10 protein-coding genes are annotated in these 14,452 nt (G+C 47.4%); 5 read left to right on the top strand and 5 right to left on the bottom strand.

Annotation, left to right across the window (positions count from 1 at the left end; translation table 11 throughout):
• The first annotated feature begins 1 nt into the window (after position 1).
• From ACJJIF_RS02695 to ACJJIF_RS02685, 3 genes are read left to right on the top strand one after another with little or no spacing between them, the layout of a single operon-like run.
• On the top strand, positions 2 to 805 hold the full coding sequence (locus ACJJIF_RS02695; protein ID WP_444930704.1) for an enoyl-CoA hydratase/isomerase family protein: 804 nt from the start codon (positions 2 to 4) through the stop codon (positions 803 to 805).
• Positions 805 to 2,829 (top strand): acetyl/propionyl/methylcrotonyl-CoA carboxylase subunit alpha, encoded by a 2,025-nt coding sequence (locus ACJJIF_RS02690; protein ID WP_444930703.1) that lies wholly within the window; start codon positions 805 to 807, stop codon positions 2,827 to 2,829. The genes ACJJIF_RS02695 and ACJJIF_RS02690 overlap by 1 nt, the downstream gene beginning before the upstream one ends.
• An 11-nt stretch (positions 2,830 to 2,840) precedes the next feature.
• A complete protein-coding gene (locus ACJJIF_RS02685) occupies positions 2,841 to 4,004 on the top strand; it encodes an acyl-CoA dehydrogenase family protein (RefSeq protein ID WP_444930702.1) in 1,164 nt (387 codons plus the stop codon).
• Positions 4,005 to 4,115: 111 nt separating this feature from the next.
• On the opposite strand, the gene ACJJIF_RS02680 is transcribed toward ACJJIF_RS02685, so the two are convergent.
• Entirely contained in the window at positions 4,116 to 5,885 is a 1,770-nt protein-coding gene (locus ACJJIF_RS02680) for a DUF885 domain-containing protein (protein ID WP_444930701.1), read from the bottom strand.
• Between the two features lie 267 nt (positions 5,886 to 6,152).
• On the bottom strand, positions 6,153 to 6,617 hold the full coding sequence (locus ACJJIF_RS02675) for a hypothetical protein (RefSeq protein ID WP_444930700.1): 465 nt from the start codon (positions 6,615 to 6,617) through the stop codon (positions 6,153 to 6,155).
• Positions 6,618 to 6,712: 95 nt separating this feature from the next.
• Between ACJJIF_RS02675 and ACJJIF_RS02670 the strand changes: the two genes are divergently transcribed.
• Positions 6,713 to 7,156: a MarR family winged helix-turn-helix transcriptional regulator gene (locus ACJJIF_RS02670; protein WP_444930699.1), complete on the top strand. Its 444-nt coding sequence runs from the start codon at positions 6,713 to 6,715 to the stop codon at positions 7,154 to 7,156.
• A gap of 279 nt (positions 7,157 to 7,435) precedes the next feature.
• Here the strand turns inward: ACJJIF_RS02670 and ACJJIF_RS02665 are convergent, their stop codons facing one another.
• The 3 genes from ACJJIF_RS02665 to ACJJIF_RS02655 form a co-directional block, all read right to left on the bottom strand.
• On the bottom strand, positions 7,436 to 8,935 hold the full coding sequence (locus tag ACJJIF_RS02665) for a vanadium-dependent haloperoxidase (protein ID WP_444930698.1): 1,500 nt from the start codon (positions 8,933 to 8,935) through the stop codon (positions 7,436 to 7,438).
• An 839-nt stretch (positions 8,936 to 9,774) separates the two neighbouring features.
• Positions 9,775 to 10,788: a methyltransferase gene (locus ACJJIF_RS02660; protein WP_444932308.1), complete on the bottom strand. Its 1,014-nt coding sequence runs from the start codon at positions 10,786 to 10,788 to the stop codon at positions 9,775 to 9,777.
• Positions 10,789 to 10,976: 188 nt separating this feature from the next.
• Positions 10,977 to 11,570: a TetR/AcrR family transcriptional regulator gene (locus ACJJIF_RS02655; protein ID WP_444930697.1), complete on the bottom strand. Its 594-nt coding sequence runs from the start codon at positions 11,568 to 11,570 to the stop codon at positions 10,977 to 10,979.
• A 545-nt stretch (positions 11,571 to 12,115) separates the two neighbouring features.
• Between ACJJIF_RS02655 and ACJJIF_RS02650 the strand changes: the two genes are divergently transcribed.
• Positions 12,116 to 14,347, top strand: a complete 2,232-nt coding sequence (locus tag ACJJIF_RS02650; RefSeq protein ID WP_444930696.1) for a M12 family metallopeptidase — start codon at positions 12,116 to 12,118, stop codon at positions 14,345 to 14,347.
• The last annotated feature ends 105 nt before the right edge of the window (positions 14,348 to 14,452 follow it).

Raw genomic sequence — 14,452 nt, 5'->3', positions numbered from 1 at the left:
CATGCAGATAATTATTGATAAGACCATCGGCATTGCCCGCCACCTCACCTTAAATCGCCCCCAGCAGCGCAACGCCATCAGTCTGCAAATGGTAGATGAACTTCTACAAAAACTCGCGGAAGCGGAGCAGGACCCACAGGTGCGAGCGCTCGTGCTGCGCGGCGCAGAACACAACTTCTGCGCCGGTGGCGATATTGCCGATATGCTCAGCGCGCAGCAGAGCGCGGGCGATGGCAACAGCGATGCATTCTTTCACCTCAACCGCCGTTTTGGCGAATTAATGCAGCGATTTAATCGCACCCCGCTCATCGTTATCGCCGTACTGGAAGGCGCGGTAATGGGCGGCGGTTTCGGACTCGCCTGTAGCGCCGATATCGCCATCGCCGATCACAGCTGTCGCTTTGCCCTACCGGAAACCCGCCTGGGTTTGCCCCCGGCACAAATTGCCCCCTTTGTCGTGGCGCGGGTCGGCCTCTCCCAGGCCCGGCGCCTCGCGCTCAGTGGCGCCAAGGTCAATGCGCAACAGGCCCTGGAACTCGGCTTGATCCACCAATTGCTCGATGGCCCCGAAGCCCTCGACGGCGCACTCCAGGAGCACCTGGGCGCGATCAATGCCTGTGCCCCCGGCGCCCTCGCCATCACAAAACAAATCCTGTTGGATGCGGCGCGAGTCGCGGACGAAACGGCCCTGGACCAACTGCTGGACGGTGCTGCACAGCAGTTTTCCCGCGCCATTCAGGGGCATGAGGGGCGCGAAGGCGCTCGGGCATTTTTGGAAAAACGATCACCGGAGTGGCAGCACTGATGTCGACAACAGAGACCCTGCTTATCGCCAACCGCAGCGAAATTGCACTGCGAATTATGCGCACCGCCCAGGCAGAGGGCTACCGCACCGTCGCCGTCTACAGTGAGGCAGACCGCGATGCACTACACGCGCAGAGCGCCGATATCGCCGTGGCCATTGGCGGACAAACTTCGGCGGAGTCCTATCTGGATATCCAAAAAATTCTCGACGCAGCTAAGCAATCTGTAGCCACCGCCGTTCATCCCGGTTACGGTTTCCTCGCAGAGAACGCCCAGTTCGCCAGCGCTTGCGAAGAGAGCGGATTGCGTTTTATCGGCCCCAGCGCAGAAGTCATAGAGCTGATGGGTAACAAACGCAAAGCCAAGGAATTTGTCGCCGCCGCCGGTGTAGCCTGTATTCCCGGCTTTCAGGGCGCCCAGGACGACGACACCCTGATCGCCGCAGCACAGCGCATCGGCTTTCCCCTGATGATCAAAGCTGCCGCCGGCGGTGGTGGGCGCGGTATGCGCCTGGCTCACGGAGATGCCGAGCTGACCTCCCAGTTGCGCGCTGCACGCAGTGAATCCATGAGCGCTTTCGGCAGTGACGAATTAATTCTGGAAAAAGCGCTGGTCAACGCCCGCCATATCGAAATTCAGGTCTTTGCAGATAGCCACGGCAACTGTATTCACTTGGGTGAGCGGGATTGCTCCGTGCAGAGACGCCACCAAAAAGTGGTCGAAGAGTGTCCATCGCCCGCAGTAGACGCTCAACTGCGGGAGGAGATGGGCCAAGCCGCCGTCACGGTGGCCCGCGCCTGCGGTTATCAGGGCGCGGGCACGGTAGAGTTCCTGCTCTGTCCCAGCGGTGAATTCTATTTCCTGGAAATGAATACCCGATTGCAGGTAGAACACCCGGTAACCGAAATGGTAAGCGGGTTTGACCTGGTTGCCTGGCAGCTGGCCGTCGCCCGTGGCGAAGCCCTTCCCGTCTCCCAAGCGCAGGTCACTCAGCAGGGGCACGCCATAGAAGTCCGCCTGTACGCCGAAGACCCGGAGCAACAGTTTCTACCCCAGGCTGGAAAAGTGCTTCACTGGAGCGCGCCAAAGGGGCAGGGAGTGCGCATTGACCACGCCCTAAAAAGTGGGGGCGAAATTACCCCGTTTTACGACCCCATGCTCGGAAAATTAATTACCTGGGGGCAGGATCGCGAAGAGGCTAGACGCAAGCTCGCCAGAGCCCTGACACAGCTCGAATTTATCGGCCCGAAAAATAATATCCATTTTCTGCAAGAGATCCTCGCCGAACCCCAGTTTATCGCCGGCGCTGCCGACACCAGTTTTCTCGACCAAAACCGCCTGCCGACTTCAGCACAATTGGTTCCAGCTGAGATCGCCGCGCAAGCACTACTGCTCTATCACCTGTACCAAATCCCCTCCCGGGATCAGCGCAATGGCCGCAGTGACTGGCGCAGTGGAGATAACAGCGTTGCACTTCATTACCGGCTGGATATTTCCGGGCAAACGCTGGACTGCGCACTGCTGGCGTTAGGGGAGAATCGCTATCAAATCAGTGTGGACAAACGGCAGTTCCAAATTCAGTGGCGCAATTTCAAAAAACCACAAGAGGCAGGCGAGCTCTGTAGCGCTGAACTCTTAATAGATGGCGTTAGACAAAAGAGAACCTTCCTGGCTGACAGGAACAATTTGCACCTCCTGTTAAGCGGCAGGCAGTTCCATTTTGTGGACATCACCCATGCCCCAGCCAAATCGAGCCTCAGTCAAGGTAGTGGCCGGATTACCGCTCCGATGGATGGCTGTCTGGTGCAGGTATTGGTAGAGCCCAGGCAGGAGGTGCAACGGGGCGATACTATCGCCTTAATGGAGGCCATGAAAATGGAGCACGCCCTGCGTGCAGACCGCGATGGCACCGTGATTAAACTGGGCGCCTGCGAAGGCGATCAGGTGCGCGGCGGCCAGTTACTGGTACAAATTGAAGCTGCCCCCGGTGAAACGGTCAAAATCCCCAGTGGCGCTATTTCCTAAAGGAGTTCAGCATGTACGATATTGATGCCTCCCGCATGGCAAGCCCCTATTACGACGCAGGCCATCAGGAGTGGCGCAGCCAGCTGCGCCGCTTTGTCGAGCGCGAAATTACCCCCCATATCACCCAGTGGGACGAGGCGGGCCAACTGCCCGCAGAGCTGTGGAAAAAAGCAGCAGAAGTCGGTCTTTTACAGATGAGCTACCCGGAAAACTACGGCGGCATCGAAACCGACGTTTTCCATATGATTGTGGCCGCAGAGGAGTTAGCTCGCCCCGGCGCCGGTGGCCTCTACGCCAGCCTGATGGTCCACGGCATTGCCCTGCCCCCTCTGTTGCACTATGGCAGTGAGGCGCTTAAGGATCGGGTGATTCCCGCCGTACTGCGCGGCGACAAACATATCTCCCTGGCAGTTACCGAGCCAGGCGCAGGCTCCGATGTCGCCAATATTCAATGCCGCGCAGTGCGCGATGGGGACGAATATATCGTCAGCGGCGAAAAGACCTATATCACCGGCGGTATGCGTGCCAACTGGTTTACCACTGCGGTACGCACTGGCGATGAGGGCTTCGGCGGTATCTCCCTACTCCTAATTCCTGCGGATGCCGAAGGAGTCAACCGGCAGCTACTCGATAAAAAACAGGGCTGGTGGTGCTCTGATACGGCCAGTATCTTTTTTGATCAAGTGCGCGTGCCCGCGAGTAATCTGATCGGCGGTGAGAACCAAGGTTTCTTGCCCATAGTGCACAACTTCAATCGCGAGCGCCTGGGCATTGCCGCTTCCTGTGTAGAATTCAGCCGGGCCTGTTTGCAGGATGCCATTGAGTGGGCTCAGGAGCGCCAAACTTTCGGCAAGCGTCTGGCCAATCACCAAGTGATCCGGCATAAGTTTGCCCAGATGCTTCAACGCATCAATGCCACCCAGGCCTATCTGGACCTCTGTGCCTGGGCAGAGCAACAACATCAGCTCAAAGTAGCCGATATCGCCCTACTCAAAGTGCAAGCCACAGAAACCCTTGAGTTCTGCGCTCGGGAGGCTATGCAGGTGTTGGGTGGCGCAGGCTATATGCGCGGCAGCCGGGTTGAGCGTATATATCGTGAAGTGCGGGTGAATGCGATTGGTGGCGGATCTGAAGAAATTATGCGGGATTTAGCTTCCAGGCAAATGGGGATTTAGTATCGGCTTATGGTTCAAGGTAAAAGTCTTTATAAAAGAGAGGGGCCTCTATTACTCAGTCCCGTATAAATACGGGACTGAGTAAGTAAAGATCTGGAGGCCTAACTTAAATTAACCCCGCTTTTTTTCTTCGATAAACTCCCTTACCTGCTCGCTCAAAATGGCCATAGGCACATTGCCATTTCTCAGAATGATTTCATGGAAGTCCTTGATGTCGAAGTCCTCGCCCAGTTCACTTTGCATTAGCTCGCGCAAGGCAAAAATTTCCAAAGCGCCGGAGTCATAAGAAGTCAGCTGGGCAGGCATAACCGCCATTCGGTCCATCAACGTCCTCGGGCCTTTGGCGAATGAAGCTCCTGAATCCTGTAAAAATTCCGCAACTTTTTCATCACTCCAACCGAGTATATGCATTGCGGTGTCCGCGACCATACCTCGCGCAGGCCATGCTCTCCTTAGGATCTTGGTTGACCCATAGTCATACATTCCCGCCTCTTCCGCTAGATGTTCAGAGTACCTGCCCCAACCTTCAGCAAAAGCAGAGTTAGACAAAGCATCTTCTATTTTGTGAAACTTTTCCTGCTCCTGTACGAGAGCAATTTGCATATGATGGCCCGGGTACCCTTCATGGATAGTAACCTTCTCTGCAGAAGCGTAAGACTCATCCTGGTAGGTTATCGGATCATATCCAAACCTTGCCTTGCGCTCCTTGGTACCCGGAATATAGTGTGCACTGCGACCTGAGCCCTGTTCATGCTCAGGGATGGCTTTTACTTCCATTTCGATCAAAGGCATTTCATGGAAGAAGTCAACGGTTAAATCCCTGGATTTATCTACCAAGCGCTCATAAAACTGATGCATTTCATCAGCGCTATTAAATTTCTGAGTTTTATCCTCACTGGCCTTTGCCACCGCCTCAGAATAGGAATCGACCTGGTAAAGTTCCTTACCTAAACGAACCACTTCACTCTTATTAGCGTTTACAGTGCTTAAGCCAAGTTCAAAGACCTCTTCTGGTGTTCTCTGCAATGTCGTATAAGAACGATACTGGGCCATATAACACTCGCGACCATTGGGTAACGCATGGATACCCAGCTCGCTTCTCGCTCCAGGTAAATAGGTCGATTGGAGAAAATTCCTATAATTCTCCATTGAGGGGATAACATGATCCGAAAGCACCTGTTTAAATGCAGCCTCGAATTCTGGATCTTCGGCCTTTTTCGCCAGGCCCAGGAAAGGGTGCTCATCAATGGGTACCTGGGTCAGGCCTTCAACTTGCTGAATGACTCGCTTCACCACACTTTGAGGTGCAGAGTAACCCTGCTCAAGGCCCCGGCTCAGATTAGCTATTTCCTGCTCATAGTAACGAGCCGCATCCAACCAGCGCTCAATCGCATCGGCTTTGTCTTGGTCAGTTTCAACAGGCTGAACCTCAGTTAAAAACCCGAGTATGATATGGGGACCGAACATATGGTCAACTGACCACAGCTCACTCTTGCAGATTCGCAAACCAACATTCGACTCCAACCTCTCTTTCAGCTTGAAGTAAAATACCTTTTCTTGGTCGTTTTTTAATCCGTTAAGGTCTATTTCAGCCAGTTTTTTGAGTATTTTGTCCTCAGATGCCGCTAAAAAAGCAGAACTCCCCGGGGTATTATTTAAGAAAAGATTGTGCCTCTCCAACTGCATATCTGAGAAGTAAGCATACGGCTGAAAGTTGTCTAAATAAGCCTCAGCATATTGATCTGCTAACTGCTGGAGCAATGCAGAATCATCAACTGCTGCCCCGCTAGCCATATCCGTTCTATTCTCGGTAACAGAGCACCCCATTAGAACGGATGAAACTACCAATATCCCTAAACCCACTCTCTTTACATTAATCATTCTGGTAAGACCGCAACATAAAACTCTCTAAATTGACCTTTATGAAAAATCAATTTGCTAGCCTACAGTAAGCCCCGTGAGAGAAAAGATTACAACCCAGCAAACACAAAGTATCGATAAAGCGAAAGTATTTATAGATAAGCTCCAGAACTACATTCAACGCCAGGGTACCCCTCTATTACAATAGTTAGATTACACCGGCACAAGGCACCCCCTAAACAAGCAGCAAATATTGCAAAAAAATAAACTTCCCTTACCTTGGCAAGGTTAGTTTTTGATCGGCTTTAGTGAATTCAATCCCCCTCGCAAAATAAGACCGTCGCGGAAATTTAGCAGCATTAAACCAAGATTTGTAGCGCCAATTAATAATTCCAGCCCTTGCACCAGGTAAAACTTAAAGTCAAAAAATCCAGCAGAACTCCAATATTCAAGTATAAAGGCGCAGGGAATTAAAAATATAAGGCCATTAATCGCAACTATGCGCATCCTTTTACTTTTAAGTGAAACCTGATCGCCTACCCGTCCTCTACTTAACAAGGAACCGGTAGCTCCAGTGATCGCTATCGCCGGCACCAGAACAATAAGCCCCGGCCACAAAATCATCTTTTTGACTAAAAGAATCGATTCTATTGAGCCTATGAACTCACTAACAACGGTTGCTGCAAGAAAAGATGTGATCAAAAGCATCGCTATCGTGGCAAAAACCCGATGGAAAATGGATAGCGTCCTCATCCTATCCTCCTTTGATTTAGATTGGTAACATGCTGTCATTATTATCCGCAACACCAGGATTGTCAACATGCTGTCATTATGTTTTAGGTGCTACTATGAATGAGTCACAGAAAGGCCCAATATTCACAGATATCGTTTTAGAGGTTTTCAAGGTTGGGGGGCTGCTCGTTAGCGAAGGAGATGAAATGGGCTCCGAATTTGGTATTACAAGTGCCCGATGGAAAGTACTTGGCGCCATCTTCCTGGCTGGAGAGGCGCAAACCGTCTCACAAATAGCTAGAAGTATGGGGTTAACACGCCAAGCTGTTCAGCGGCTAGTTGATACCATGCACAAAGACAACCTGGTACTCTTTCGCTCAAATCCTGAGCACAAACGCGCAAAGCTGGTGGAGCTTTCAGATCATGGCAAAGCCATATATTCAAAACTTGATCAAAAACAAACAGAGTGGGCAACTTACAATTCGAACGATATCGGCCACAAAGACCTCAAAGTAGCCCTATCTGTCCTAAAACGTATAGCAGAAAAGTTGGAGTCCTAAATCCATCCCAAGCAGGAAGTATTAGCTCTCTAACTACAGCAGCTTCAGCAAAACTCCCGTCAGTATTGCAGAGATTCATTGAGCTTGCGGCGGGAGTTCTGAACAACCACGTAATACCCTGTCTTACAGTGCCGTCGCAATTTGGATAATTTCGTAATGCCCCTGCGGATTTTAAAGGCCCAGGGGCTTTCAGAGATCGCCTAGAGAAAAATAAGATGGAAGATAAAAGCACTCTACCACACAGATTAATAAGGTTATCTTCCACCCCATTTACCTTCGCTAGTTGCCCTCTACTTTTGAGAGATAGAATTGATAGGCACGCTGTGCAACTTGATGACCTATTGCCCGGCCTGCCGGTACTGAAGGTTCAAAATGTACACCGCCCCAAACGCGACTATTGCCACAGTCCTCCTCAAATGCAGTCCAAGTAGGGAAAGTCAAAGACAAATCAACTTGCGGTGTTATACCCGGCTCAATCTGAGAGCTTCCTGCCGGCGCGAGTACGGTATATCCTAAAGCATCCTCTTGGGGCAAAAATAAACGGCTTGTTTCTGCATGTGCCGCACAAAAGCTGGCAGATGCCGACGGATACTCTGGATGATCAGCAACCGGTAAGTAGCTAGTCCATTGACTAGCCGGTAAATCATCCACCGTCCCCATTCCAACGCCCCCCCAAGCAGTAACAGGGTTATCCTTATAGATATAGCGAACCGCAGAGAAAGGCCTTACGGAATTATGGCGACGCTTTTCCTTCCAAATTGCAATGGCGGTATCAAAGGCAGCCATATTAGTAAGGAAGTCATAGTGAATGAACTCCATCAGCGACAAACCCTGAGATTCCGAAGCAAATACCGCAGCAAAGCCTAAGCTGAATATCTTCATATCAAACAGCTCGGCTTTCATTTTTTGCTCATCGGTCAAATTAGCGGATGTAGCCAGCACATCATTGACTTGCGCCACATAATTTGGGTAATTCCAAATCTGAGATTTTATCGGTATTGGCGAGGTAAATTCTTCTGGAGACTCATAACTGTATGGGGTGGTCAGCGCGATTTGCGGTGTAACGAATTGCTGGACTCGAAATACACCAGGGCGCTCCATTAAGATAGCTGGCTGCCACAGGGAGGGAAATAGTAATTTATACGCGGTATTGGCAGGCTTGAAGTCAGTATAGTCCGCATAAGGTAAACGATGATAGAGCTGATCACCCTCATTCCCCAGTTGATTCATGCCATCGTTAGCCCGCCCTTCCAGTACCTTTCTACCGGCATAGTTTCCTACACCAACCGGGGTACTGGTATCCTCCGAAAGGTTGTTAGGGTCTAAACCTAATTCAACTAATAGATTATCCCACTCCGGCACTAAGTGTGGAAACAATCCACTTAACACCTTATGAGAGGCATAAGAAAGTGCAATATTTAATTCGATGTTGTCGACTGGCTGTGGCAGCCTTGCAATATCCGAGTAAACTCCTTTCGCGGTAGGGTGATATGGCGCTGTTGCATCATACCAAGAATTTGTGATTAAAGTCGTAAAACGTAGGACTAGCGTTGCATCATTAGCCGCAGGAGATACTTCAAAAATTGCACATGCTGCGGCTGGAATTATGTTTTGCGCCGCGACATTACAGCTTTCCAGTTCCTCAGAGCCACACTTTGGCGGCAGTGAAACATCCTCCAATTGTGGGCACGTGAGAGCTTGCACCTGCCAACTCACCAAAACCCAAAATATACCAATAACACCCCTTAAAGCCTGCCTATAGATTATTTTTTCCAACATTAATCCTTCCTTTCTATTGAATCTGTACAATCAGAAAACTTACTAACTCACTAAACATCCCTCACAACTAAACTTTACCAATATTAAAAAAACTGATTCAGCACTATATACCCACCCCCTTCCACCTATTGAAAACAGCCACAATCGCCTACCCCACAGCCCCCACAGACATAACTCAAAAACAGAAAGACATGAATGATAAAAAAAAGGATTTATAAATATTTTATAAAGGAAACATCCACGCAAAGAGCGACATCACAACCCGCCCACTACCAATTAAAATATTCAGCCCTTGAGAAGCTCAAAAATCGTCTATCCAACAGATAAGTAAACGGGAGCATCAGAAGACAGACACTTAATAAAATTCAATCCACTTTAGAGCTAGCACAGTCTACACTTATCAAAACCTAATAGCAGATTAAATCACAGAAACAGCTAACAAACGCAAGAGCTTATTAGGTATAATTCGAACAGCTATAGGCCCCGCACCCGGATTGCAAGACCGAAATAGCTTATAGTATAAAACATCAGTAGATCAACACCCAAGCATTCAATAGCAGTGCCCAATCTTTCAAGCAAACGAATATCAGCTCATTTATCTCTACTATTAGACAAATGGTAATTTGACATCACAGAAAAGAAATAATCATCCCACACATTGCCACGAAACCCGAATTCTGGCAATTACCCCCTAAACTCTCCTCAGAGTTTTCTACAAGAAAAATACATCTAGCCTAAAAAAGGGACATACCAATATATCTTAAAAAAAACCAACAATCTATTTTCGGCATCGATATAGTAACAACAAAGATCAAAATTAAGCTCAATTTTCTAACCGATCAAGCTTCTCTCTTTTTTAACAGCATAATTTTTGCAAAGCTGCGCACACATATAGTCTCAATCAAATAAAAGGGGCTCTGGCTGAATAACTGACTCCATTCTCTCGCCGTTCGCTCCCGCCCTCGAGTCCCCATCAGCATCTGCATATCCATGGCGGCCAAATTTAGATCAGCGCCCATCTCCGGCAATACAGCATCAACTATAGCCAGCGCCGCATTACAATGCCCCATCGCAGAGTATATATTTTCAAGGAGTATTTTTGCCTTACAATCACTCAACACATGGAAAACAGCTATGCATAAATAAATATCCTTATCATTAACAGCTACTGGAAGATCATCTCTAATAATATCTGCGGGAAAGAAGCCCAAACGCCGCTTAACGGAGGCGTTCGGTAACTCCCCCCAGTACTCTCTTGCCGCCTCCTCCACATTACTCCTGTCAACTACGAGCGCTGTCATATGCTCATATAAAGATAGAACACTTGCACTCTTACTGCCTTTCGCCCCACCCAGATCAATAATCCTGTCAAAGCTTTCCCAATCAAAATCTTGTAGATATTTTAACCCCGTGAGGTTATCGACAGTATCCATAGCATCCGAAAACAAGGTACTAACAGCTTGATTATCATTCATATAATCGAACATTTCTTGAGCATAAATGCTTTCAAAAGGTACGCTACCTTCTTTAATACAATCTTCAAAATCGTTAAACCAAGGTTGACTAAACTCTGGGGAATTATGCATAAGCACCATATTTTTCACACTATCATTGGCATCACTACGCAGCACCTTAGAATTTCGATTATGTGAAAAACACCTGGGTCTCACCTCTTTAAAAATTCCCATTGCACAAAGCATTCTCATCAATCGATACAGATATTCTTGATTTGCATTACAATCATCCGCCAACTTTTCTATAGGAACGACGCCATCATCAATATAGTCAGCCACGCTTAACCGCACCACCGCATATAAGCATCGAGACTGCCAAAACAACGATCCAACTTGCATTATTCGAAATGGCGGAGGTATAAGAGCGTTAGGGATATTACAAATACGATAAATCACACTTGAAACACCCCGGAAAATCCAATTTGAAACTCTATTCCTCTGCATAGATTGGGACATAAAGGCTCCTCAGAAAAGCATCTGATTAAATATAAGTAAGAGGCAACCCCAGATTAGTGGGGTTTCAACAATTACAGATTCTGTAAACCTGACTTTAGAATTTGGCCATTAAACTCTGCAAGCTGCCTTAGAAAGGCTGGACCCATAACCTGACCCATTTGCTCTTCGAAGACAGGCTTGGCCAACATAGGAAACATTGCCAAGCTGACAAAGGCAATTCTGAGCAGGTCATATTTGGGGTCGTCAGGTTGTATGTTTTCACCTTGAATTTCTGCCAATCGGTAAGATCCCCGCTGACGCCCCCGCTCTAACAGCTGACGAATCACATTTTTTCCCGGTCCCTCATTAAGTGCCATTACCTTCAGAACCAGGGCTGGAAACTTAGGATTTCTTTGCATCGCGGCATAATAAAGCTCAAAGAAATCCCCAAAGTCCCAATCACCATTGAGACTGAGTTGATCTACAGCATCTATTAATGGTAGAAGAGTCTGACGAATCATATCTTCATAAAGGCCATCTTTACTACCAAAGTAATATCGAATCATCGATACCGCTACTCCGGCCTTAGCGGCAATCTGACGAGTTGTAACCCGATGGTAATCATCGTTCAAAAAACACTCTCGCGCCGCATCAATCAGCCGATTGGCCACATCCGACTCCGACATAGGCTACTCCTTTCTATCTACCATGTAAGGGAGGCTAGCAGGCTACTGCAATAGCCTCCAGGCTATTTGTTGTTCAATTTGGGCGGTTTGTACGATTAGCTTAACCCTCACGGCAAATACTGACAGAGGGTAATTGAGTCGATTTTTTACCAACAAACTACAAGAATCAAAATATTTATTAACTTGAAAAAATATGAATACCCACCTGGCACTATCGATCCAAGCAGCAATATGTAAAAGTAATATCTAACATCCATAATATTGGTATTGCGTATGACAACAAAATAAACATTTAAAAATTACGTTCATCCTATCTCAAATTCCCATATAGCCTTCAAGACCCACAGAGGTGTTACGAAGTTGTTCAGAGACTCCTTAAATCATCTATCGACCTAAAATCTAAACACCAGTATCCTCCCTCACCGCAGTATACCTATCCAGACTTGACTTTTTGCCAAAGTAAGTCAGATATACTGCTTTCCAACTATTTATGGATGAAAATTTGGCAGAAAACTCAAAAACATTTTCAAAGCAGGAATATGAAAATGAAACTATTTACCAGTAGAGCACTGGGAATATCAGCATCTTTAGCTTTAACCTTTCCCGCAGCAATAGCATATAGCCAAGCGCTAGATACAACGATACCAAGGTACACCACTGCTGAGTTTGCTCAATTGGAGGAGCAACCTACAGCGAGCCAAGTGATCATTGATGGCAAGCTATACCAGCTGACCGGGGATATGCTGGAGTTACCCCATGACGACTCAGGGCAAGTGAGCATAATGTCGGCTGTTGAAATTTCAGCCAACAAGTGGCCAGATGGAATTGTATATTACGATTTTTATGAAGATGTCAGCGAAGAAAATCAGCAGCACTTTATTGATGCTACCAAGGTTTGGGAAGAAGTTGCGGACTTGCAATTCTTAAAGCGCACCGACCAGTCTGATTATGTTTATGTAAGAAATGGAACTGAAAATCGATCCATGGTTGGAAAAACGGGGGGTGGACAGTTCTTTAGCATGAATAACTGGGACACCAAGTATATTATTGTCCACGAATTGGGCCATGTTATTGGCATGAGACATGAACATCAGCGCTCAGATCGTGATGAATATGTCGATATCTTTGAAGATAACATCAAGCCTGAATATATCCACAACTTTAATATCCGAGAGACTCACAACTACAGTAGCTATGATTTTTTGTCAGTAATGCACTACCCATCCCATGCATTTTCAGTTAACGGCGAAGCGACAATTGTCCCCAAGTCGGGCTATGAACTATTTACTAATATAATGGCGCAGCGTATTGACCTGGGAGGCGGAGATCAGGTTGGAGCAGCGTCTCACTACGGTAGTGTCAGTATCAACATCCCCGACCCTGCATTTAAATCCTATTTGGTTTCCTCTTTCGATACAAATCATGATGGTGAGATTGACAGCCTGGAAGCCGCCTACGTTGAAGAGATTCTCACTCCCGGCAACGGAGAGATCCAGTCACTGGAAGGGATTCACCTATTCCGATATTTGAAGTACTTAACCGCAGCAAATGAAAATCTAACAAAACTACCCGAACTGCCCAAACGCTTAGAAAGCTTGAATATTTCCGGAAACTATGTGGGCACTATAGAATTTGAGTCGGTAATAGATCGGCATTTTTTGACCGATATTGATATTACCGACAACATTCTGGATGTCTACTCCTGCGAAGAACTTGAATTAATTGATACCTTTCTTGACCAAGGAAGTCTTCATTTTAGCCCAATGAAAGGCGGCAATTCTTTGGTTTGTGATGAAGAGGCAAAACTCACTCTTATCTCATCAAAAACTCGAGAAAACTTAAGTAGCAAAAGTGAAAAAATATTCCATATCGACGTATCAGAAAACGCGCAGAGTCTAACCGTTATTTCTGAAGATGCAGAAGATCCACTGGGCGGCGAAATGAATATATATGTCGCATATAACCGTCAACCCACCTCAACCGACTTTGATTTCAGCTCTGAAAATAGCGGCAACCTTGAAAGCATTGAAATATTTTCTCCAGAGGCTGGTCGTTGGTACATATTGCTATCCCCCGTTGAACGCTCTTTTGAAGGCGTCGATTTAACAGCAACAGTAATCTTGGAGGATGAGTCCGACGATAGACTTGTTAACCAGGAACCCATCAGTGAATTAAATGCCAGCGCCGGTGAATCACTGTACTACACCATCACAGTACCAGAGAATGCCAGTGACCTTACTTTTGAGACCACAGGTGGTAGTGGAGATGCCGATCTTTATATTCGCTTCGGTAACAAACCAACCCTGTCGGTCTATGATTACCGCCCCTATTTAAGCGGCAATGAAGAGGCTGTTACCATTGCAAATCCAGCCTCTGGAATCTGGCATGTAATGCTGTACGGCTATACCGACTTTGAGCAGGTCTCTCTGCTCGGCTCTTTTACTGAGCTCTCTTCTAATGAGTTTTTGATACCCGGTGAAGTCATCTCTGACCTGAATGGCGGCGCAGGTGAACAATTACAGTTTAAGATCGAAGTTCCAGAAGGGGCCGCCCAGCTTTCCGTATTAACGGGTGCCGATTTCCTTAACTCAATTGGAGATGCTGATCTCTACATTAAGCTCGGCGAACCCGCCACTGAGTCAAACGCTGATTACTCCTCAGAAAACTGGGGCAACTATGAATCTATTGATTTGAATGCTCCACAAGCGGGCACTTGGTATATTACCCTCTATGGTTACACCGATTTTGAAAATGTTTGGCTGAGTGCTGATTATTAAGATATCAATAACTTACTAATCTTTGGGCGGTAGAGTTACTCAAACGGGGAAAACTCTACCGCCCTTATTATAAAAAAGGCATTGCAGAGGGTTTTACTAACGACT

The sequence above is a fragment of the Microbulbifer regidiadema (SeqCode) genome (assembly GCF_052467605.1).
This window is presented reverse-complemented; position numbering and strand designations above follow the sequence as displayed.